This is a genomic window from Hominisplanchenecus murintestinalis, from assembly GCF_943193015.1.
Lineage (GTDB): Bacteria > Bacillota > Clostridia > Lachnospirales > Lachnospiraceae > Hominisplanchenecus_A > Hominisplanchenecus_A murintestinalis.
Genome location: NZ_CALPCM010000010.1, coordinates 59,522 through 78,104, shown reverse-complemented (window position 1 = coordinate 78,104; position 18,583 = coordinate 59,522). Strand labels below are relative to the sequence as shown.

General features: G+C 46.3%; 18 protein-coding genes. 1 reads left to right on the top strand and 17 read right to left on the bottom strand.

Going from position 1 to position 18,583, the window contains the following annotated elements:
• Window positions 1–258: 258 nt before the first annotated feature.
• The 11 genes from NFR99_RS05940 to NFR99_RS05890 form a co-directional block, all read right to left on the bottom strand.
• Complete coding sequence (locus NFR99_RS05940) at window positions 259–1,068, bottom strand: metallophosphoesterase (protein WP_135976504.1); 810 nt, start codon at window positions 1,066–1,068, stop codon at window positions 259–261.
• Between the two features lie 44 nt (window positions 1,069–1,112).
• On the bottom strand, window positions 1,113–2,273 hold the full coding sequence (locus tag NFR99_RS05935) for a D-alanyl-D-alanine carboxypeptidase family protein (RefSeq protein ID WP_135976505.1): 1,161 nt from the start codon (window positions 2,271–2,273) through the stop codon (window positions 1,113–1,115).
• Window positions 2,274–2,339: 66 nt separating this feature from the next.
• Window positions 2,340–2,909 (bottom strand): putative ABC transporter permease, encoded by a 570-nt coding sequence (locus tag NFR99_RS05930; RefSeq protein ID WP_251353192.1) that lies wholly within the window; start codon window positions 2,907–2,909, stop codon window positions 2,340–2,342.
• Window positions 2,910–3,306: 397 nt separating this feature from the next.
• Window positions 3,307–3,483 (bottom strand): 30S ribosomal protein S21, encoded by a 177-nt coding sequence (gene rpsU / locus NFR99_RS05925; RefSeq protein WP_004054229.1) that lies wholly within the window; start codon window positions 3,481–3,483, stop codon window positions 3,307–3,309.
• 165 nt (window positions 3,484–3,648) lie between these two features.
• The gene (gene alaS / locus NFR99_RS05920) at window positions 3,649–6,288 is read right to left on the bottom strand and encodes an alanine--tRNA ligase (RefSeq protein WP_120483547.1); all 2,640 of its coding nucleotides are present in this window, start codon (window positions 6,286–6,288) and stop codon (window positions 3,649–3,651) included.
• Window positions 6,289–6,309: 21 nt separating this feature from the next.
• The gene (locus tag NFR99_RS05915) at window positions 6,310–6,465 is read right to left on the bottom strand and encodes a hypothetical protein (protein WP_168354819.1); all 156 of its coding nucleotides are present in this window, start codon (window positions 6,463–6,465) and stop codon (window positions 6,310–6,312) included.
• 11 nt (window positions 6,466–6,476) lie between these two features.
• Complete coding sequence (tyrS, locus tag NFR99_RS05910; RefSeq protein WP_135976506.1) at window positions 6,477–7,703, bottom strand: tyrosine--tRNA ligase; 1,227 nt, start codon at window positions 7,701–7,703, stop codon at window positions 6,477–6,479.
• Window positions 7,704–7,823: 120 nt separating this feature from the next.
• Window positions 7,824–8,297 (bottom strand): ribonuclease HI, encoded by a 474-nt coding sequence (rnhA, locus tag NFR99_RS05905; protein ID WP_120483551.1) that lies wholly within the window; start codon window positions 8,295–8,297, stop codon window positions 7,824–7,826.
• 103 nt (window positions 8,298–8,400) lie between these two features.
• Window positions 8,401–8,553 (bottom strand): hypothetical protein, encoded by a 153-nt coding sequence (locus NFR99_RS05900; protein WP_251353191.1) that lies wholly within the window; start codon window positions 8,551–8,553, stop codon window positions 8,401–8,403.
• 74 nt (window positions 8,554–8,627) lie between these two features.
• Window positions 8,628–10,307: a MutS-related protein gene (locus NFR99_RS05895; protein WP_120483553.1), complete on the bottom strand. Its 1,680-nt coding sequence runs from the start codon at window positions 10,305–10,307 to the stop codon at window positions 8,628–8,630.
• Between the two features lie 54 nt (window positions 10,308–10,361).
• A complete protein-coding gene (locus NFR99_RS05890; protein WP_120483555.1) occupies window positions 10,362–11,405 on the bottom strand; it encodes a 3-deoxy-7-phosphoheptulonate synthase in 1,044 nt (347 codons plus the stop codon).
• 165 nt (window positions 11,406–11,570) lie between these two features.
• Here NFR99_RS05890 and NFR99_RS05885 point away from each other — a divergent pair, with 165 nt between their 5' ends.
• Entirely contained in the window at window positions 11,571–12,029 is a 459-nt protein-coding gene (locus tag NFR99_RS05885) for a precorrin-2 dehydrogenase/sirohydrochlorin ferrochelatase family protein (RefSeq protein WP_243126607.1), read from the top strand.
• Window positions 12,030–12,059: 30 nt separating this feature from the next.
• Here NFR99_RS05885 and NFR99_RS05880 read toward each other — a convergent pair whose 3' ends face one another.
• The 6 genes from NFR99_RS05880 to NFR99_RS05855 form a co-directional block, all read right to left on the bottom strand.
• A complete protein-coding gene (locus NFR99_RS05880) occupies window positions 12,060–12,944 on the bottom strand; it encodes a site-specific tyrosine recombinase (RefSeq protein WP_120483557.1) in 885 nt (294 codons plus the stop codon).
• Between the two features lie 105 nt (window positions 12,945–13,049).
• Window positions 13,050–13,640: a stage II sporulation protein M gene (locus NFR99_RS05875; protein ID WP_158604843.1), complete on the bottom strand. Its 591-nt coding sequence runs from the start codon at window positions 13,638–13,640 to the stop codon at window positions 13,050–13,052.
• 107 nt (window positions 13,641–13,747) lie between these two features.
• Window positions 13,748–15,268 (bottom strand): ribonuclease Y, encoded by a 1,521-nt coding sequence (gene rny, locus NFR99_RS05870; RefSeq protein ID WP_416388081.1) that lies wholly within the window; start codon window positions 15,266–15,268, stop codon window positions 13,748–13,750.
• 242 nt (window positions 15,269–15,510) lie between these two features.
• Window positions 15,511–16,125, bottom strand: coding sequence for a regulatory protein RecX (locus NFR99_RS05865; protein ID WP_251353190.1), 615 nt, complete (start codon window positions 16,123–16,125; stop codon window positions 15,511–15,513).
• Window positions 16,122–17,228, bottom strand: coding sequence for a recombinase RecA (recA, locus tag NFR99_RS05860; RefSeq protein ID WP_120483564.1), 1,107 nt, complete (start codon window positions 17,226–17,228; stop codon window positions 16,122–16,124). Before recA ends, NFR99_RS05865 begins: the two co-directional genes overlap by 4 nt.
• A 204-nt stretch (window positions 17,229–17,432) precedes the next feature.
• Entirely contained in the window at window positions 17,433–18,473 is a 1,041-nt protein-coding gene (locus tag NFR99_RS05855) for a D-alanyl-D-alanine carboxypeptidase family protein (protein ID WP_251353189.1), read from the bottom strand.
• Window positions 18,474–18,583: the final 110 nt, after the last annotated feature.

Here is an 18,583-nt window from a genome sequence, read left to right as displayed (position 1 = left end):
GCCATGTTTCTTTGTCCAGTATAACATGGCATTGTGCGTTGTCCTACTTAAAATTTCATTAAGATTTTGCTGAAAGCAACCTGTTGAATTTTTCAGGAATTTTATGAGGATTTTCAGGAATTTTTGTTGCTAATGTGTTGCTGACTGTTCACATTTACTCCGCCATGCGTTCCGCTTATCCACGAAATTACACCGTGTTCCGCCATTGCTATGTGGTTACAAGACCCATGTAATATACTGGCTGCTGTATCGTTTCATTCAACATCTCTTCCGGAATAAGTCCACCACTACCAGCTCTGTCGGATTTCCTATCCGGGGAATCCTTGAATGGGAACCCAATCCCGCGCTAACTGCCATATAGTGCCCGTTTTTCACGAATATCCCTCTGTCATACCGCGGAAATGGCACACACTGCGGGCTGACGATCCCCCCCAAAAACGGAAGCCGCAGGAAACCTCCGTGCAGGTGCCCGGACAGCGTCAAGTCTGCTCCCCATTCCTCATATGCAGCGAAACACATGGGGTTGTGGGCAAGCAGAATCTGATACCTCTCCTGTGTCCCTTTCCCTAAATATGTTTCCAGCTCTGCCAGAGAAAGAGTTTCAAAACAAAACCGCCGGTAAAATCTCCAGGGAAGCTGCAGGCCATAAATCCGCAGCGGCACATTTTTCACCGTTGTATCTACACATTCATTTTCCAATAAAAATACGCCGGCTTCACGGACAGCTTCGGCATAACGTTCATAGCGCAAACCGAAACTGTCTGTGTCCAGCTTCATACGATGTTCATGATTTCCATACCCATAATACACCGGATATTTCTCTGCCAATACCTGCAGAAGCCGCAACGCCGTGCCTTCTTCCTCCGGCTCCCCTGAAGTAAGCATATCCCCGGCAGCAGCAATCAAATCCGGCTTCTGCCGATGAATTTCTTGTATCAGAACATCATTGTTCTTTCCATAGCTCTCATTGTGCAAATCGCTTAACAGGACAATCCTTATTTTCCCTTCGAGACAGTATTTCTTTTTATCAATTGGTATTTGATATCTGGTTACTCTAAATTTTTTCATGTCCCGAGTATAGCATACTCTCTCTCAAAATACAATTCACCTGTTCAGCACAGGTACGCATACCAGGCTTCTTTCAGATAATCAAAAAATCCCGCTTTCTCTACGTCTTTGTCTACCAAAAGTTTTACCGCACCGATTTTTTTACCGTTCAGAAAATATTGTGCCTCCCCTGCACTGTCGCCATTTAACAGAGGCGCTTCCATTTCCTCCTGCATCACAATTTCTTTCTTTATCGCTGAGAGATCTGCCCCATCTGTATCCAAATAATTAAATTCCCCCTCATAACGGCATGGAACTGTCTTTTCCACGCCCCTCTTCACCCGTATTTCCGGCAGTACGTCCTTATTCTCATCTGTATAAAGCACGCATTTTCCAAACCCATAGTTCAGCAGTGCTGCCGCATTCGCAAATCTGGTTTTTGAATTTGGAGCAGTCATAATAACACTAATTAGTTCAATCCCATTTCGGACAGCAGTTGCTGAAAGGCAGTATTTCGCAATACTGGTACTTCCCGTTTTCAGCCCTTTGCAGCCCTCATAGCTTCGCAGCAGCTTGTTTGTGTTCGTCAAACCAAAGACTTTCGTCCCCTGTCTTGTCACATGGGTAATATCTTCCATCCATACCGTCGTATAGTCATAAATCTGCGGAAAACGTGTAACCAGTTCCCGCGACATAATAGCGATATCTCTTGCAGTTGTATAGTGATTTGGATCCTCTGTCAACCCACAGCAATCCACAAAATTTGTGTTCAGCATACCAAGCTCTTTCGCCCGCCGATTCATCAGGTTTACGAATTCCTGTTCTGTGCCGCTGATATGCTCTGCCATAGTCACTGCCGCATCATTCCCCGATGCAATCATAATGCACTTAATCAGAGTCTCTACCGTCTGCTTCTCTCCCTCTTCCAGAAAAACCTGGGATCCTCCCATAGACTTTGCGTGGGCGCTCGTAACTGCCTCATCCGTAAGCTTTATCTTGCCGCTTTCAATCGCTTCAAAAATCAAAAGTGCCGTCATGATTTTTGTCACGCTGGCAGGACTTCTTTTCTCATCTGCCGCTTTCTCGTAAAGCACCGTCCCTGTCGAAGCCTCCACCAGAATCGCGGAAGGCGACTCAATCTCAACGCTCTCTCCCTCCGCGCATACCGGAAGGACGCCCTGGAAAAACATCAGCGCAGCAAGTAATGTTGCCAAAAATTTTTTCATAAAAAACCGCTCCTATTCCGTCTTCTATGTAAATTATAGTAGACAAAGGAGCGGTTTATACCATCGTTATGAAATACGGATGCCCTTTTGTACAGGCACCCCTTTCTTCGCTCTATACATATGTACTGAAAAATCCACAAAATAATATACAATCAAAATCACAGCCAGGACACATCCAACATCAAACGAATATGTGTCCGCAAAGGCCATCACACCTTTATGCAAAAAGCCAAACAGGCAGATTGTGTACAGCCCCCACGCAAGAGTACTCTCCAGGCAGATGATTCCCTTGTAATTAAACGGCTTCTCTGTGTAATCCCACCAGACTGCCCCCAAGATGCGAATCATCAGCTTCGCAACTAAAAACTCAAAAAACGTAGCGCCTATGCTGCCCAATATGTACAACCCTACATAATTCCCCTCCAGAGGACGGAGCAGAAGATACGCCCCCACCGCTCCAAACCCATAAATCGGACAAATAGGTCCGAAAATAAATCCCCTGTTCACCAGCCGCTTTTCACAAATCGACATGTAAATCGACTCCACGCACCACCCAAGGATACTGTAAATCAAAAACCACTGTACAATGTGGTAAACATCTGTCCCCGTTCCATAAACTGTCATATCCCACGGCATATTACTTACCTCTCCTAAAGCAAAGCTTATCTTGTGTCTGTATAATCGTAAACATCCTATCACAAATTTGATTGTTTGACTACTTCCCTTAGAAAATATTAAGAAAATTTAAGCTGCTTATAACGGTATAAAGTGCAAAGAAAAAAGATATGTATATCAGATACCATCCTCTTTCTTCTTTTGCTGAGTTATTTACAACAGATGTACAATTATTTTCATCAAGAACTACTGAAAGGCCACAACAAATATGTGGAAGCTGACGGTTATCAGGATACCGTAGTATATTTGGCGATTACTTTTCTCAAACCAGTTCAGCATCATTTTTTCTTTCCAGACCATCCATTCTTACCCATATAGAAAACTCCCCGACTCAATGTCGGAGAGTTTCATCTGCACATTAGTTATACTTACGCTTACGAGCAGCTTCGGATTTCTTTTTACGTCTCACGCTTGGTTTTTCGTAATGTTCTCTCTTACGAATCTCCTGCTGAATACCAGCCTTCGCGCAGTTTCTTTTGAAACGACGCAAAGCGCTGTCCAAAGTCTCGTTCTCTTTAACGATTACGTTTGACATAGCCTCACACCTAACCTCCCTCCAGTTGTAGATTGTGCATAATACAACTGTACGGGTATTTTTATTGCACTGATATTCATTATACCATAATTTCCATATACGTCAAGGATTATTTATTTTGTTCTGACAAAATTTTACTCGTAGCGCAAAGCATCAATTTCTGTTTTATTTTATCTGCCCCATCAAAATCTCGGCTGCGGCTTCCAAAGCCTCCCCAATCTTCTCCGGGTTCTTTCCTCCGGCCTGCGCCATGTTCGGACGGCCGCCTCCGCCGCCTCCGACAATTGCCGCCATGCCTTTAATCAGATTTCCGGCATGTGCCCCGGCTTTCTGCGCTGCGTCTGTCGCCATAGCAAGCAGGCTCACTTTGCCGCCTTTCGCTGATGCCAGCACGACGACGCCTTCGCCCAGTTTTTCTTTTAGCTGGTCGCCCAGGTCGCGCAGCCCGTTCATGTCCACATCCTCCAGGCTTGCCGCCAGCAGCTTCACGCCTTTCACTTCCTGCACCTGGTTCATCACATCTCCCAGCGCGTCCTGCGCCAGTTTGCTCTTTAAAGACTCATTTTCGCTCTGGGCTGCTTTCAGCTCTGCCTGCAGATGGGAAATCTTATCTGCCAGCTCGTTCGGGGTTGTTTTCAAAAGGGCCGCTGCCTGTGCCAGCTTCTGCTCCGCTTCTTTATAGTATACAAACACTCCGTCCCCTGTCAGAGCCTCAATACGGCGTACACCAGCCGCGATGCCGGATTCGGAAACAATCTTAAATACAGTAATCGTCCCCGTATTTGCCACATGCGTACCGCCGCAAAGCTCCCTGGAGAAATCCCCCATAGAAACCACACGTACTTCATCCTCATATTTCTCGCCAAACAGAGCCATTGCACCGCTCTTCTTTGCATCCTCTACGTTCATAATCTCCGTCACTACCGGCAGGGACGCCTGAATTTCCCGGTTTACCAGTTCCTCTGCCTTCGCGATTTCTTCCTGTGTCATCGGCGCAAAGTGCGCGAAGTCAAATCTGAGCCTGTTCGGTGTTACGAGAGAACCTTTCTGCTCTACATGGGAACCCAACACTGTCTTTAACGCTTTCTGGAGAAGATGGGTTGCACTGTGATTCTTACAGGTAGCATTTCTGCCTGCCGCATTCACTTCCAGAACTGCAGTATCACCTGCCTTAAGCATTCCTTTTGTCATATATCCGACATGGCCGACCTTACCGCCCATGAGCTTTATAGTACTCTCTACCCGGAACTCTCCTTCTGTTGTACGGATCACTCCGGTATCGCCTTCCTGGCCGCCCATCGTTGCATAAAACGGGGTCTGCTCCACCAGCACTGTCCCTTTATCGCCGTCTGAGAGCGCCTCGGTAATCTCCTTTTCTGTCGTAAGGACAGTAATCTTTGATTCATGGCTCAGCCTGTCATACCCCACAAATTCCGTGGTAACAGAAACATCGATTTCATCGTAAACCGTAGCGTCCTTGCCCATATAGTTTGTCGTCGCACGGGCGCTTCTTGCTTTCTTTCTCTGTTCCTCCATCGCTGCCTTGAAACCGCTTTCATCAATGGAGTATCCCTTCTCTTCCAAAATTTCTTTTGTTAAATCCAGCGGGAAGCCATACGTATCATACAGAATAAATGCATCCTTTCCGTCCAGTTCTTTTTTGCCCGCCTTTTCCATATCTGCTTCCATCCCTGCCAGGATGCTCAGTCCCTGGTCGATGGTCTTATTAAACTTCTCTTCTTCCTGAGCCAATACCTTCAGGATAAACTCTTTCTTCTCCTCCAGCTCCGGATATCCGTCTTTCGAACCCGCGATAACCGTCTCACTCAGCCCTGAAAGGAAGCCGCCCTGGATGCCCAGAAGCCTTCCGTGACGTGCGGCGCGGCGGATCAAACGGCGCAGCACATACCCCCTTCCCTCATTCGTCGGCATGATTCCATCCGAAATCATGAAAGTCGCCGAGCGGATATGGTCTGTAATCAGGCGGATAGACACGTCTTTTTCTTCATTTTCTTTATAAGTAACATGCGCATACTCACACACCTTATTCCGCAGAGCCTCTATCGTGTCCACATCAAAGATGGAATCCACATCCTGCACAACGACTGCCAGACGCTCCAGACCCATTCCGGTATCAATATTCTTTTGCTCAAGTTCGGTATAATTTCCGTTCCCATCATTATCAAACTGGGTAAATACGTTATTCCAAACCTCCATATAGCGGTCGCATTCACAGCCTACTGTACAATCCGGGCTGCCGCATCCGTATTTTTCCCCTCTGTCATAATAAACTTCCGAACACGGTCCGCAGGGCCCCGAACCATGCTCCCAGAAGTTATCACCCTTACCAAATCGGAAAATACGCTCCGGCGCAATCCCTATTTTTTTATTCCAAATCTCAAACGCTTCCTCGTCTTCTTCATAAATGGATGGGTACAGTCTGTCCGCATCCAGTCCAACCACTTCCGTCAGGAATTCCCATGTCCAGCTAATCGCCTCTGTCTTAAAATAATCCCCAAAGGAGAAGTTCCCCAGCATCTCGAAAAATGTGCCGTGGCGCGCTGTCTTTCCTACATTTTCAATATCGCCTGTACGGATACATTTCTGACAGGTAGTCACTCTCCTGCGCGGCGGAATCTCCGCCCCGGTAAAATATGGCTTTAAAGGCGCCATGCCTGAATTAATCAGCAGCAAACTCTTGTCGTTATGCGGTACAAGAGAAAAACTCTTCATCGCAAGATGTCCCTTGCTTTCGAAAAATTCCAGGAACATTCTGCGCAATTCATTTACACCGTATTTTTTCACGATAACTCCTCCTGTGCACTATTATTTCTGAAGATCTAAAGCAGCTGTTTCCTCTGCTGCCGTCTTGGCATCCTTCCTGTCACGGAAAACCTTTCCCAGCTTGATTCCAACCACTGCCGTTACGATTAAGAGAAGCATCTTAACCGCTGTAATGATAAATTCTGCTAAAAATGCCATATCTTTCCCTCCTACTCAGCTTTCACCTGATGATATCCTTTTTTGCCTTTCTTTATCACAAGTGCGGCGTCCTCGTCAAAGTCCGCACTGGTAAATACTCTGGAAAAATCTGTAACTTTTTCGTCATTCACACTAACGCCGCCCTGCTGAATCAGCCTTCTCGCCTCGGAACGGTTCTTCGCCAGCCCCGTATCCACCAGCAGCGTAATTAAATCTTTACCTGCATCCAGCTCTTCTTTTGCATAAGTGGTAGTAGGCATATTCTGGCTCTTTCCGCCTCCGATGAAAATAGCCTTTGCCGCCTCGTCAGCTTTCTTCGCTTCCTCCTCGCCATGTACCAGCTTCGTCAGCTCATAAGCCAGGATTTCCTTCGCCTTATTCAGCTCGCTTCCTTCCCAGCCGTCCATAGCGTCGATTTCCTCCAACGGCAGGAACGTCAGCATACGGATACATTTCAGCACATCGGCATCCGCCACATTCCTCCAGTACTGGTAAAACTCATAGGGAGACGTCTTGTCCGGATCAAGCCATACAGCCCCTGACTGGGTCTTGCCCATCTTCTTGCCTTCAGAATTCAAAAGCAGGGTAATCGTCATGGCATGCGCATCCTTCCCCAGTTTCCTGCGGATGAGCTCTGTACCGCCCAGCATATTACTCCACTGATCGTCTCCTCCGAACTGCATATTGCAGCCATACCGCTGATACAACTCGTAGAAATCATAGCTCTGCATAATCATATAGTTAAACTCAAGGAAACTTAACCCTTTTTCCATCCTTTGCTTATAGCACTCGGCCCGCAGCATATTGTTTACGGAAAAATGCGGTCCAACCTCCCGGATGAACTCAATATAATTCAATCCTGTCAGCCATTCTGCATTGTTCACCATCAGCGCCTTGCCTTCGCCAAAATCAATAAATTTGCTCATCTGCTCCTTAAAACAGTCGCAGTTATGCTGAATGGTTTCTGTCGTCATCATCTGGCGCATATCTGACCTTCCCGATGGGTCGCCAATCATCCCCGTTCCGCCGCCAATCAGCGCAATCGGCCTGTTTCCCGCCATCTGCAGACGTTTCATCAGACACAGCGCCATAAAATGCCCTACGTGCAGGCTGTCTGCCGTTGGGTCAAAGCCGATATAAAATGTCGCCTTGCCATTATTTACCATTTCACGGATTTCCTGTTCATTTGTCACCTGGGCAATCAACCCACGCGCTACCAGTTCTTCATAAATTTTCATCTCATTATCTCCTTACGTACTGAGATTAAATATAGCACACGAAATTTTCTATTTCAAGTGCGCGGTACAAATTTCGGCATATGGCTTTCTTCAGAAGGCCGGGATATATTCCATCCTTATCTAGCAGCCTTCGTCCACGATAAGCCCTGTCCCGTCAGCCGCTGCGGTAGCCAATGCGTCGCACCTCTCATTCTGCGGATGCCCATTATGCCCCCTAACCCATATAAACTTCACATTGTGAGGCGCTTTCGCCGCCAGCAGCCTCTTCCAAAGGTCTACATTTTTTACCGGCTCATTTTTCCCACGCTTCCAGTTCTTTTTCTGCCAGTTTTCTATCCAGCGCTGGTTAAACGCATTCACCAGGTACTGCGAATCTGAATACAACTCCACCTCACACGGCCTGTTCAATGCCTCCAGCCCCACGATAGCAGCCATCAGCTCCATCCGGTTATTTGTCGTCCTTACATAACCCTGGCTGTACTCGCGCACATGAAGCTCCCCCTTTGCATCTGTATAATGTAACACAGTTCCATACCCTCCCGGGCCATCCGGGTTTCCCCGTGCAGAACCGTCTGTATATATCTGTACCTGCATAAATGCTCCTCTCTCTATGCGCCCTCTCCCGGCGGCTTCTTTTTTACCGCAATCTTCCGGTATTTCCCCTCAGACTTCATTTGCAGGATATATCCATCCGCTTTTATTCTACTGTCAAACGCGGAGACAGCCCTACATACACCACTGGGCGAGACTCCAGGTTCTGATAACTCTCAATCATCTCTTTCATATCAGAAAGAAACGCTTCCTGAGGCGAAACGCCATTTTTTGTTGTCCAATTTGGTGCGTTTTGCATATTCGGAAAGATTCCAATAAGAACGGTCGCCGCTTTTCATAAGCGTATAACTGCTCTTTCCATAGTTCCTAACCTCATACCCACTCCCCGGACTCCATAAACCTCTCCGCTGAAGCTTCGGCTGCCTCGATAATCTCAGTGTCATAACCTATAATACTCAGCAGGCGGATTGCATTCCGTGACGTTGCTCTCCCTTCATAAAGACAGTAATTAAACAAAATATCATTTTCCTTTACTTCTTCCTGAAAATGGAAATTTTCATATTGTTTTTCCAGCATATATGTCAGCTCTATATCGTGAGTCGCCGCAAAACACATCACATTCTCCCTATCCATGCCCCTTAAAATCTGAGCGGATGCTGCAATACGCTCTACCGTATTCGTTCCCCGAAGCACCTCATCCACGAAACACAGCAGAGGCATTTCATCCTCCATATGGTCTAAAATCCTCTTTAAAGACTTAATCTCTACAATATAATAGCTCTCCTGGCTCATTAAATCGTCACGCAGTGCCATGGAAGAATAAATCTGGCAGAAATTACTCTTCCAGGAATCCGCCAGCACCGTGTGTATCGTCTGCGCCAACAGCGCATTAATCGCAATTGTTTTCAGGAATGTAGATTTTCCTGAAGCATTAGAGCCGGTAAGCAGCACGCCCCGTTCTACAGAAATGGAATTTTTCACCGGCTCATCTATCATCGGATGGTAAACATTTTCTGTCCGCAGATAAACCGATGACGTTCGCTCCAGCTCCGGCACGCTCCACTCTTCCATCATTTCCCGGAATGAAGCTATCGCAACCGCGCTTTCCAGCCGCCCGATATTTTCTGTCAGGCTCTCAAATGCATCCATATTTTCCTTCAGCTCCCGTACCAGCGTGCCAAACTGAATCAGATCAATATGAAAAGTAAAATTAATATACAAGGCAAGCGATTCTTCAATCCCTCCGCCCGCTGACGTGGAAGCGCCAGCCAGCACAAAGAATGAATTTCTTTTAAACTTATCAAAACGTTTTCGTGCTTTCGCGATATTTTCCTGGTATTCCTGTATAGCCGGAAGCTTCACCTTCTGAAGCTCGTCCGCCGCCCGCAGCATTTCCAACAGGCACTTGCATGACATTACATACGGCTCTATTTTTCTGCGTCTTGCAGAATATGTTGCCCAGCAAAAGCTCACCGAAGCCACCAGCATGATAATGCCAACTGCCGGTGCGGCAGCCAGCGCTGCCAGCGAGAACAGGAACGCTCCAATCCCCAGATAGTGAACCGTCTTAGAGTCCTCCTCATAGTCCGCGAGATTATAAATATAATCAAAAATCGAACGCGCTCCCGTCTTTCCGATTTTTGCAAAAAAATATTCCATCTGTTCCCGTTCACTGCCATGCTCTGCAAAATACCGTACAATCCGTTCCCGCTCTTCCAGCTCTTCTGTTGAAAAGGAAAGTCTGCGCAGCAGAAAATAAAGATAGCTCTCTCCAATGCAGGACCATGTATGATTCAGCAGCATAAAAATCGTATCCATATCCAAGTCGTTCCAGGTAATATCGTCTATATAGCTGCCTTCCCTGCCTTTTTTCTCAAAATATCGTCCGATAGCATCAAATTCTGCCCCTGTATATTGCCTGACCGGACGCTCCCCCCAGGTTCTCCTGATTTTTGCCATTATCTCCGCCCTGCGCTTCCGGTTCTGGTACACACAAAATGCCGCAAACGCCGCCAGGGCCAGAATTACCAGCAGCACCATTTTTACTTCCATCCAAATCCCCCCTGTCTCACTAACGGTTCATCTACTCTGTTTTGTCTTCTGTTTCTATGCCTCCCCACACCTTTTATAAATCGTATAAATCAGCTCTTCCGACTCGTCCCAGCCCAGGCAGGGATCGGTAATTGATTTGCCGTACACATGATTTCCCTGCCCGATTTTCTGGCATCCCGGTTCAATATAGCTCTCAATCATCACGCCCTTTACCAGCTCCCTAATCCCAGGATTCAAATTTCTGCTGTGAAGCACCTCTTTCACAATCCGAATCTGTTCCGCATACTGTTTACCCGAATTAGAATGATTCGCATCCACAATAGCCGCGGGATATTTCAAATCCCTTTCATCATACATTTTCAGCAACAAATTCAAGTCCTCATAGTGATAATTGGGAATCGTATTTCCGCGCTTATTCACTGCACCTCTCAAAATCGTATGCGCCAGCTCATTTCCCGTGGTTTTCACTTCCCAGCCCCGATAGATGAACGTATGCCCGCCCTGGGCCGCTACCACTGAATTCATCATAACCGTCAAATCGCCGCTGGTCGGGTTCTTCATTCCTGCCGGAACATCCATACCGCTAACTGTCAAACGGTGCTGCTGATCCTCTACCGAGCGCGCACCGATGGCCACATAAGACAGGATGTCCGAAAAGTATCTCCAATTTTCCGGATAAAGCATCTCATCCGCCGCTGTCAGCCCCGACTCCTCAATTGCACGGATATGGAGCTTACGGATAGCAATCAGCCCGGCAAGCAAGTCCGGCTTCTTTTCCGGATCCGGCTGATGAAGCATTCCTTTATACCCCTCCCCCGTAGTCCGCGGCTTATTTGTATAAATACGTGGAATCAGTATCAGCCTGTCCCCCACCTTATCCTGGACTTTTGCGAGACGCCCGATATAATCGCACACCGCTTCTTCATTATCCGCAGAGCACGGGCCTATGATAACCAGAAACTTTTCGGATTCCCCGGTAAATACTTTTCGGATCATCGCGTCCTTCTCTTCCTTTATTTTCCGAACCCTCTCTGTAACCGGATACATTTCCTTTACTTCTGCCGGAGTCGGCAGCTTTCCTATAAATTCAAAGCTCATAATATTTCCTCCTCATTTTTCCGTTATTATTCAGCATACCATAAAATTCTCAAAATACCAACTGTAACATGATTTGACTTTTTTTGCGATTATGCTATCATGTTATTATTCGCAGTTATACAAAAACTGCCGACAGCTTCACATAGAACAGGAGTATGAATATTTATGCCAGATACAAAAAAACCTTATTTCCCAATGTTTATAGATTTAACTGAAAAAAAAGTCGTGGTAGCAGGCGCGGGAACCATTGCCAAACGGCGCATCCGTTCCCTCCTGAACTTCACCAACCATTTGACCGTAATTGCCCCGGAAGTGAATAAAGAATTGAAAAGCCTGGAAGCCGAGGGGCTTCTGACAATTCTGAAAAGAAAATGTGAGATGGAAGATTTTTACAGCGCCGATTTGGTGATTGCCGCCACCAACGACGCCCAGATTAATAATGCCATTTACGACACATGCCGCAAACAGGGTATTCTTGTAAATGTATGCAGCGATAAACAAAAATGTGACTTTTATTTTCCCGGCATCGCCATGAAAGACCAGGTTGTCGTCGGCATCACTGCCAGCGGGAAAGACCATAAGCGGGCAAAAGCGCTGGTTGAGCAGATCCGGAGCATACTTTAGTTCCCTGTTATTGCTGCACTGCATCTCCGTTCATCTCCGGGGATGCGCTTTCACATAGGACTCCCGCATACAGTTTACGTCCATATTCAAGTACATTTGGGTGGTAGAAATATCTGAATGCCCCAGCATTTCCTGCACTGCTTTCAGCTCCGCACCATTCTGCACCAAATGAACCGCAAAGGAATGCCGCAGTGTATGGGGCGTAATATCCTTCACAATATGCGCTTTCCGTGCATACTGCTTTATCAGTTTCCAAAATCCCTGCCGGCTCATCGGCCTGCCGGAACAGTTCACAAACAACGTACTGCATTCGCCGCCTTTCAGCAGATTCTCCCTGCTTTCCCCTATGTATTCCAAGAGCGCTTTTCTCGCCGCACTTCCGAAGGGAATCGCTCTTTCCTTTCCGCTATCCCGGCAGATTATATAATTCATATCTAAATTCAAATCCTGTATCTGAACTGCCAAAAGTTCTGATACCCGCATTCCGGTAGCATACAAAAGCTCCAGCATCGCCTTGTCTCTGCATCCTTTCGGCGTTTCACATACAGGTGATTCCAGAAGGTCAAAAACCTCCTGCTGTGTCAAGATTTCCGGCGCTTTTTTCTCAATATGCGGCGCCCTGATAATTTCCGCCGGGTCTTCCTCCATCTCATGGCAGATAAAGACATAGCGAAAATAAGATTTCATAGAAGCAACGTTCCTTGATACCGTAGCGCTTGAAAAGCCTTCCCTTTCCAGGAAAAGTACATAGGAATTCAAACTGGTAGACGTGACATCCGTCAACCGTTCAATCCCTTTCGAATGCAAAAATGTAAACATCTTCTTTAAGTCCCGTTGATAAGACATAACTGTGCTGGCAGAGGCATTCTTTACTTCCTCTAAATACGTGATAAAATTCGGTATCGTGCTTTCCATACTCTCCCGCTCCCATCAAAACTCTATATACTACAAAAGTATATCAGCTTTTTCGGCAAAATCAATCAATTTTTGCGGTAATATTCTCCTCTGCCGCCCGAAATATCACAAGATACGAAGAACTTGTTTCATAAGCCACGGATTCAGGCTGCTCTCTGCCAAGATACCAAGCGCCATCAGCAGACAAGTCAGCGCTGCCAGAAGAAAATACCTGGCTGTCCCATTTCCAGACCCCAAAAGCCTCTCTCCACCCCTCCCTGAATTCCACACATAGATACCGTTTAGAAAGAACATCCACGCCGGAACATACAGAAGGCACTGGGGCAAAAGCGCCGCCGCACTGAACAGAATTCCCTGCGCTCCAAGTTTCAAAACCGCAATTCCGAAAAGAACCCCTGCCGCAAACCCCATCCACGTCACATAAACTGCCGCACACGGGATTCCTATCACCGTAAATCCTGCAATCCAAAGCAGGAACACCCACTTCATCCGTTTCCCGAGTATGTACAAAAACAAGCCGGACATATCAATTTCCAAGTATTTATACTGCCTTAGAAAATAATCACTCAAAATCCCTGCCCTGCCTGCCGACGAGTCTGCCATAGCATTTACCACCATCGCCCCCACCGTCATTCCCAATATAAGAAGAACCGCCGCACTTCTCAGAAACCCGGCATCCATTCCCCATTTTTTCACTTTCCACCTCCAAGCCATGCTCTTACTACAGCTTATGCAGCGGAATGCAAAAAAAGCCCTGCAGACTTTCATCTGCAGAACTTTTATTAAGCTAAATGTCTAATTCGTTATTTCGCATAATCAACAATCCTGGACTCACGAATCACGCTGACCTTAATCTGTCCCGGATATTCCAATTCAGCCTCAATCTGCTTGGAAATATCTCTCGCCATCAATACCATATCAGAATCGCTGACCTGCTCAGGAACTACCATGACCCGAATCTCTCTACCCGCCTGAATAGCAAAGGATTTGTCCACACCTTTAAAAGTGTTTGCAATATCTTCTAACTGTTTTAATCGATTTGTATATGTTTCCAATGTCTCACGCCTTGCGCCCGGACGTGCTGCCGAAATCGTATCTGCCGCCTGTACAAGACATGCAATCAGAGACTCCGCTTCTACATCTCCGTGATGCGACTCAACCGCATTAATCACAACCGCAGACTCTTTGTATTTCTTACATAAATCAGCACCAATCTGGATATGGGATCCTTCCATCTCGTGGTCAATAGACTTCCCTATATCATGCAGCAAACCCGCACGTTTCGCCAACCTGACGTCCGCCCCGACTTCTCCTGCCAGCAGGCCTGCCAGCTGCGAAACTTCAATTGAGTGCTTTAATGCATTCTGTCCATAACTGGTTCGGAATTTCATTCTTCCAAGCAAACGCACTAACTCAGGATGTATGCCATGTACGCCAACTTCCAGAGCAGCCGCCTCACCTTCTTCGCGAATCATCGCTTCGACTTCTCTTTGTGCCTTTTCCACCATCTCTTCGATTCTCGCCGGATGGATTCGCCCATCCACAATCAGTTTTTCAAGGGCAATTCTTGCCACTTCCCGCCGAATGGGGTCAAAGCCCGATAAAATAACTGCTTCGGGGGTGTCATCAATAATCAAATCTACGCCCGTCATGGTCTCCAGGGTTCTTATGTTTCTTCCCTCTCTACCAATAATCCTTCCCTTCATTTCATCGTTGGGAAGCTGAACGACAGAAATCGTCGTTTCTGCCACATGGTCAGCCGCACATTTCTGTATCGCTGTAACCACATATTCTTTCGCCTTTTTCGCGGCATCTTCTTTCGCTCTGCTCTCAAGCTCTTTATAAAGCCGCGCAGTATCACTTTTTACTTCATCTTCAACAGTTTTTAAAAGATAATCTTTTGCTTGTTCGGAGGTTAGACCTGAGATTCTCTCCAGTTCCTGCACTCGCTTTTCATTTAGCCCTTCTACTTCTTCACTTTTCTTTCTTATTTCTTCTTCTTTTGCTGCTAACCCTGACTCTCTTTTCTCAATTGCATCCGCTTTTTTATCTATTGCTTCTTCTTTAGATAAAACGCGCTTTTCGTAACGCTGAAGCTCGGCACGCCTTTCTCTCGTTTCCCTGTCAAGTTCATTCTTTGTCTTTAAAGACTCCTCCTTAACTTCGAGCAGGGCTTCCCGCTTCTTTGTCTCTGCAGCCTTGAGCGCATCATCTATTATTTTTCTGGCCTTTTCTTCCGCACTTCCAATTTTTGCTTCAACAACCTTTTTATGGTATGCGGTAGCTACAGGCCATGTAATAGCAACAGCTATAATCAGCGTGATTACAACAGCAATAATTGTTATTACTGCACTCGGCACAGGAGCACCTCCTTATTTATTTTTCATTGTACAAAACAACGTATTAATTTTACCGTGTTTTGTGCACATTGTCAAGTAATTGTTCTTTTTTCACTTTGCCCCCGCTATTTTTCATAGTAACTTGCAAAAACCCGCATCGCCTTTTCAAGCTTTGCCGGGTTTCTGTCTTATTATCTATTAAATTTTATCTGCCTTGCTATCTCCATTTAGCAAAAGTCATATTCTCCTCCCCTGAGTACTTTTGACACTTCACTGGAAGAAAATCCTTTCCTCATAAGAAACATATACATTTTCTGTTTTTCTTTAGGAGTGGCTGCCCGCGGCTCCATATGCTTCTTCTCCAGCAGCCGATAAATCAATGCACATTCATCCACCGGGGCTTTTTCTTCATACGCCGCAAGAATCACATCCTTTTCAATCCCTTTCTGCTGAAGCTCACAGATAATCTGCCTTCTGCTTCTTGACTGCTGCCTGCTGTCGATATAACGGCTGGCATAGGAGATGTCATCCACATAACCATAACTCTTTACATATGCGACTGCCGTGTCTATGATATCTTGCGGGTATTCCCCCTGCTCCAGCTTCTGCCGAAGCTGCCATTCTGTCCTGTCCATAGATTTCAAGAGATTCATACAGCGAAGCTTTGCCCTTTTTACAAGCACAGAGTCTACAATCTCCCTATAGCTTTCCTCGCCAAGCACCTCTCCTTCTCTTATTTTATACCTGGAAAGTTCGCCTTTATACAGTACAAAAGCCCGCCGTTCATCTATATAAATTCTATACCTGTTTTTCCCGAAAGCCTCTATTTTCGTAACCGTCACGAATTTTCACCCTCTAGCGTTTCTTTCCCTGCTTTCCTCCCCGCCTTTCCTGTCATTTTTTCCACATCCGTTGCTTTTCCTTCATCTGCCGCTTCATTTTCCGGCTTCTCAATCAAGCCCAGATTCTCACGTACTTTCCGTTCAGCCTCTTCCATGACCTCCGGATGCTCGCGCAGGTATTTCTTCGCATTCTCTCGTCCCTGTCCGATTTTGGCATCATTATATGCATACCATGCACCGCTCTTTACAATAACGCCTTCATTCGCTGCCAAATCGAGGATATCCCCTTCCCGTGAAATCCCCTGACCAAACATGATATCAAACTCTGCTTCCTTAAACGGCGGCGCAATTTTATTTTTCACCACTTTGATTCGGGTTCTGTTTCCGATTACATCGCCCCCCTGTTTCAGAGACTCAATCCTGCGGACATCCAAACGGATAGAAGAATAAAACTTCAGCGCCCGCCCACCTGTTGTCGTTTCCGGGCTGCCGAACATTACGCCAACTTTTTCACGCAGCTGATTGATAAAAATAATCGTACAATTGTATTTACTGGTTACTCCCGTCAGCTTCCTGAGAGCTTGCGACATCAAACGTGCCTGGAGCCCCACATGGGAATCTCCCATATCCCCATCAATCTCCGCTTTCGGCACAAGCGCCGCTACCGAGTCAACGATAATGATATCCACCGCCCCGGAACGTACCATTGTTTCTGTAATCTCCAGTGCCTGTTCGCCGTTATCTGGCTGGGAAATATACAAATTCTCAATGTCCACGCCTATATTTCCCGCATACACCGGATCCAGCGCATGCTCTGCATCAATAAAACCTGCGATGCCGCCCTGCTTCTGCACCTGCGCAACCATATGTAACGCCACGGTAGTCTTTCCGCTGGACTCTGGTCCGTAAACCTCAATAATCCTTCCCTTTGGAATTCCTCCCAGTCCCAGGGCGATGTCCAGGCTCAAGCAGCCTGTAGGTATAGTTTCCACGTTCATATTTGCCTTAGAATCACCCAGTTTCATGACCGCGCCTTTTCCAAAATCTTTTTCTATCTTACTGATGGCAGCTTCCAGCGCCTTTAATTTATCTTCCTGAGCCATGTGCATCTTCTCCTTTTCTTTCTTTGCGAACTAATGTTCTCGAACTTTTATTCATCATATTACACTTTTGCCTTCTTGTCAACCACTTTATAAACACTTCCGGCGTAAGCGATGACCTGCCCGACAAACCGCAATTTGCAAAACATGTCCGGCACGTCCATTATATATCATATTGTTCAAATTTACAATATATTGTTTGTAATTCTAGAATTCAAGAGCACGATACACTGCATACGCGTCCAAAACATGGAACTGCTCTGTCTCATGATTTCCGTCTGCCCCTGCTGTTACCAGTATAAAGGTTTCTCCATTTATTTCAGCAAAGCTCGCAAGGCAAAGTCCTGCTTCCCCCGTATATCCTGTCTTTCCTCCTGTAATAATGCCGCTGTCACGTATTTCCTCTGTCATACTCCCAAACAGTGTATTGTAAACTGTAATGCCGTCTGGATGCATGTCCGTAGGTTCTGTGCTGTGCCACGCGGATGATGCTATCTCTTTAAAGGTATCGTTCCGCAGTGCATATTCCATCAGTTTTGCCATGTCTGCCGCCGTGGTATAATGCCCTGGATCATGCAGCCCGCTGGCATTGACAAAATGCGTATTTTCCATGCCAAGTTCCGCAGCTTTCCGGTTCATCAAATCCGCGAATCCCTCTTCCGAACCGGCGATGTAATCTGCCAGCCCCGTACAACACTCGGCTCCGGAGGGCAGCATCACGCCATACAGTAAATCCCGTGCCGTCACAGTTTCTCCCGGCAGAAATCCTGCCAGAGAAGCTTCCTGCCGATACAACTCGTCAAACATTTCTTCCGACAGCCTTACTTCTGCCTGTAAATCCGAAATATTTTCCAAAATAACCACCGCAGTCATAACTTTTGTCATGGAAGCCGGATAGATTTGCTCTGCACTGCCCTTATCCAGCAGCGTTTCTCCCGTTTTTGTACGAACCAGAAAAGCATTCGCGCTATATAAATCTTCTGCGCTGATTCCCAGCGATACAGGCGGCTCTGTTACAGCCTCGGTCTGTGTTTCAGTTATTGTCTCTGTCTTATTTTCCTGCGTCATTTCCTGTTCCGTCACTGCATCTTTGCCGGAATCTGATTTCCGCTGGGATATCTTTATATTCCTCCACAATAAAATTCCTGCCAAGCCTAAAATAAGCAGTATAAGCAGAATCACAATACATGCCCCTGCTATCTGTTTTCTTCTCCTTGCCCGCCTTCTTGTCCTCTTTCCTGTTCTCATACCTCTTCTCCTGTATTTTTCTAAAATTTCTATATCTATAATACACAAATATTTTAGCACACCATTCCCAAAATTATCTCTAAATTTTCTTAATATTTCCGCAACATTTT

Excerpts from the sequence above, each read along its gene's own strand:
- NFR99_RS05940 (WP_135976504.1), bottom strand. The coding sequence starts at position 1,068 with ATGAAAAAATTTAGAGTAACCAGATATCAAATACCAATTGATAAAAAG.
- NFR99_RS05935 (WP_135976505.1), bottom strand. The coding sequence starts at position 2,273 with ATGAAAAAATTTTTGGCAACATTACTTGCTGCGCTGATGTTTTTCCAG.
- NFR99_RS05930 (WP_251353192.1), bottom strand. The coding sequence starts at position 2,909 with ATGCCGTGGGATATGACAGTTTATGGAACGGGGACAGATGTTTACCAC.
- rpsU (WP_004054229.1), bottom strand. The coding sequence starts at position 3,483 with ATGTCAAACGTAATCGTTAAAGAGAACGAGACTTTGGACAGCGCTTTG.
- NFR99_RS05915 (WP_168354819.1), bottom strand. The coding sequence starts at position 6,465 with ATGGCATTTTTAGCAGAATTTATCATTACAGCGGTTAAGATGCTTCTC.
- tyrS (WP_135976506.1), bottom strand. The coding sequence starts at position 7,703 with ATGAAAATTTATGAAGAACTGGTAGCGCGTGGGTTGATTGCCCAGGTG.
- rnhA (WP_120483551.1), bottom strand. The coding sequence starts at position 8,297 with ATGCAGGTACAGATATATACAGACGGTTCTGCACGGGGAAACCCGGAT.
- NFR99_RS05900 (WP_251353191.1), bottom strand. The coding sequence starts at position 8,553 with ATGCAAAACGCACCAAATTGGACAACAAAAAATGGCGTTTCGCCTCAG.
- NFR99_RS05895 (WP_120483553.1), bottom strand. The coding sequence starts at position 10,307 with ATGGAAGTAAAAATGGTGCTGCTGGTAATTCTGGCCCTGGCGGCGTTT.
- NFR99_RS05890 (WP_120483555.1), bottom strand. The coding sequence starts at position 11,405 with ATGAGCTTTGAATTTATAGGAAAGCTGCCGACTCCGGCAGAAGTAAAG.
- NFR99_RS05885 (WP_243126607.1), top strand. The coding sequence starts at position 11,571 with ATGCCAGATACAAAAAAACCTTATTTCCCAATGTTTATAGATTTAACT.
- NFR99_RS05880 (WP_120483557.1), bottom strand. The coding sequence starts at position 12,944 with ATGGAAAGCACGATACCGAATTTTATCACGTATTTAGAGGAAGTAAAG.
- recA (WP_120483564.1), bottom strand. The coding sequence starts at position 17,228 with ATGGCTCAGGAAGATAAATTAAAGGCGCTGGAAGCTGCCATCAGTAAG.
- NFR99_RS05855 (WP_251353189.1), bottom strand. The coding sequence starts at position 18,473 with ATGAGAACAGGAAAGAGGACAAGAAGGCGGGCAAGGAGAAGAAAACAG.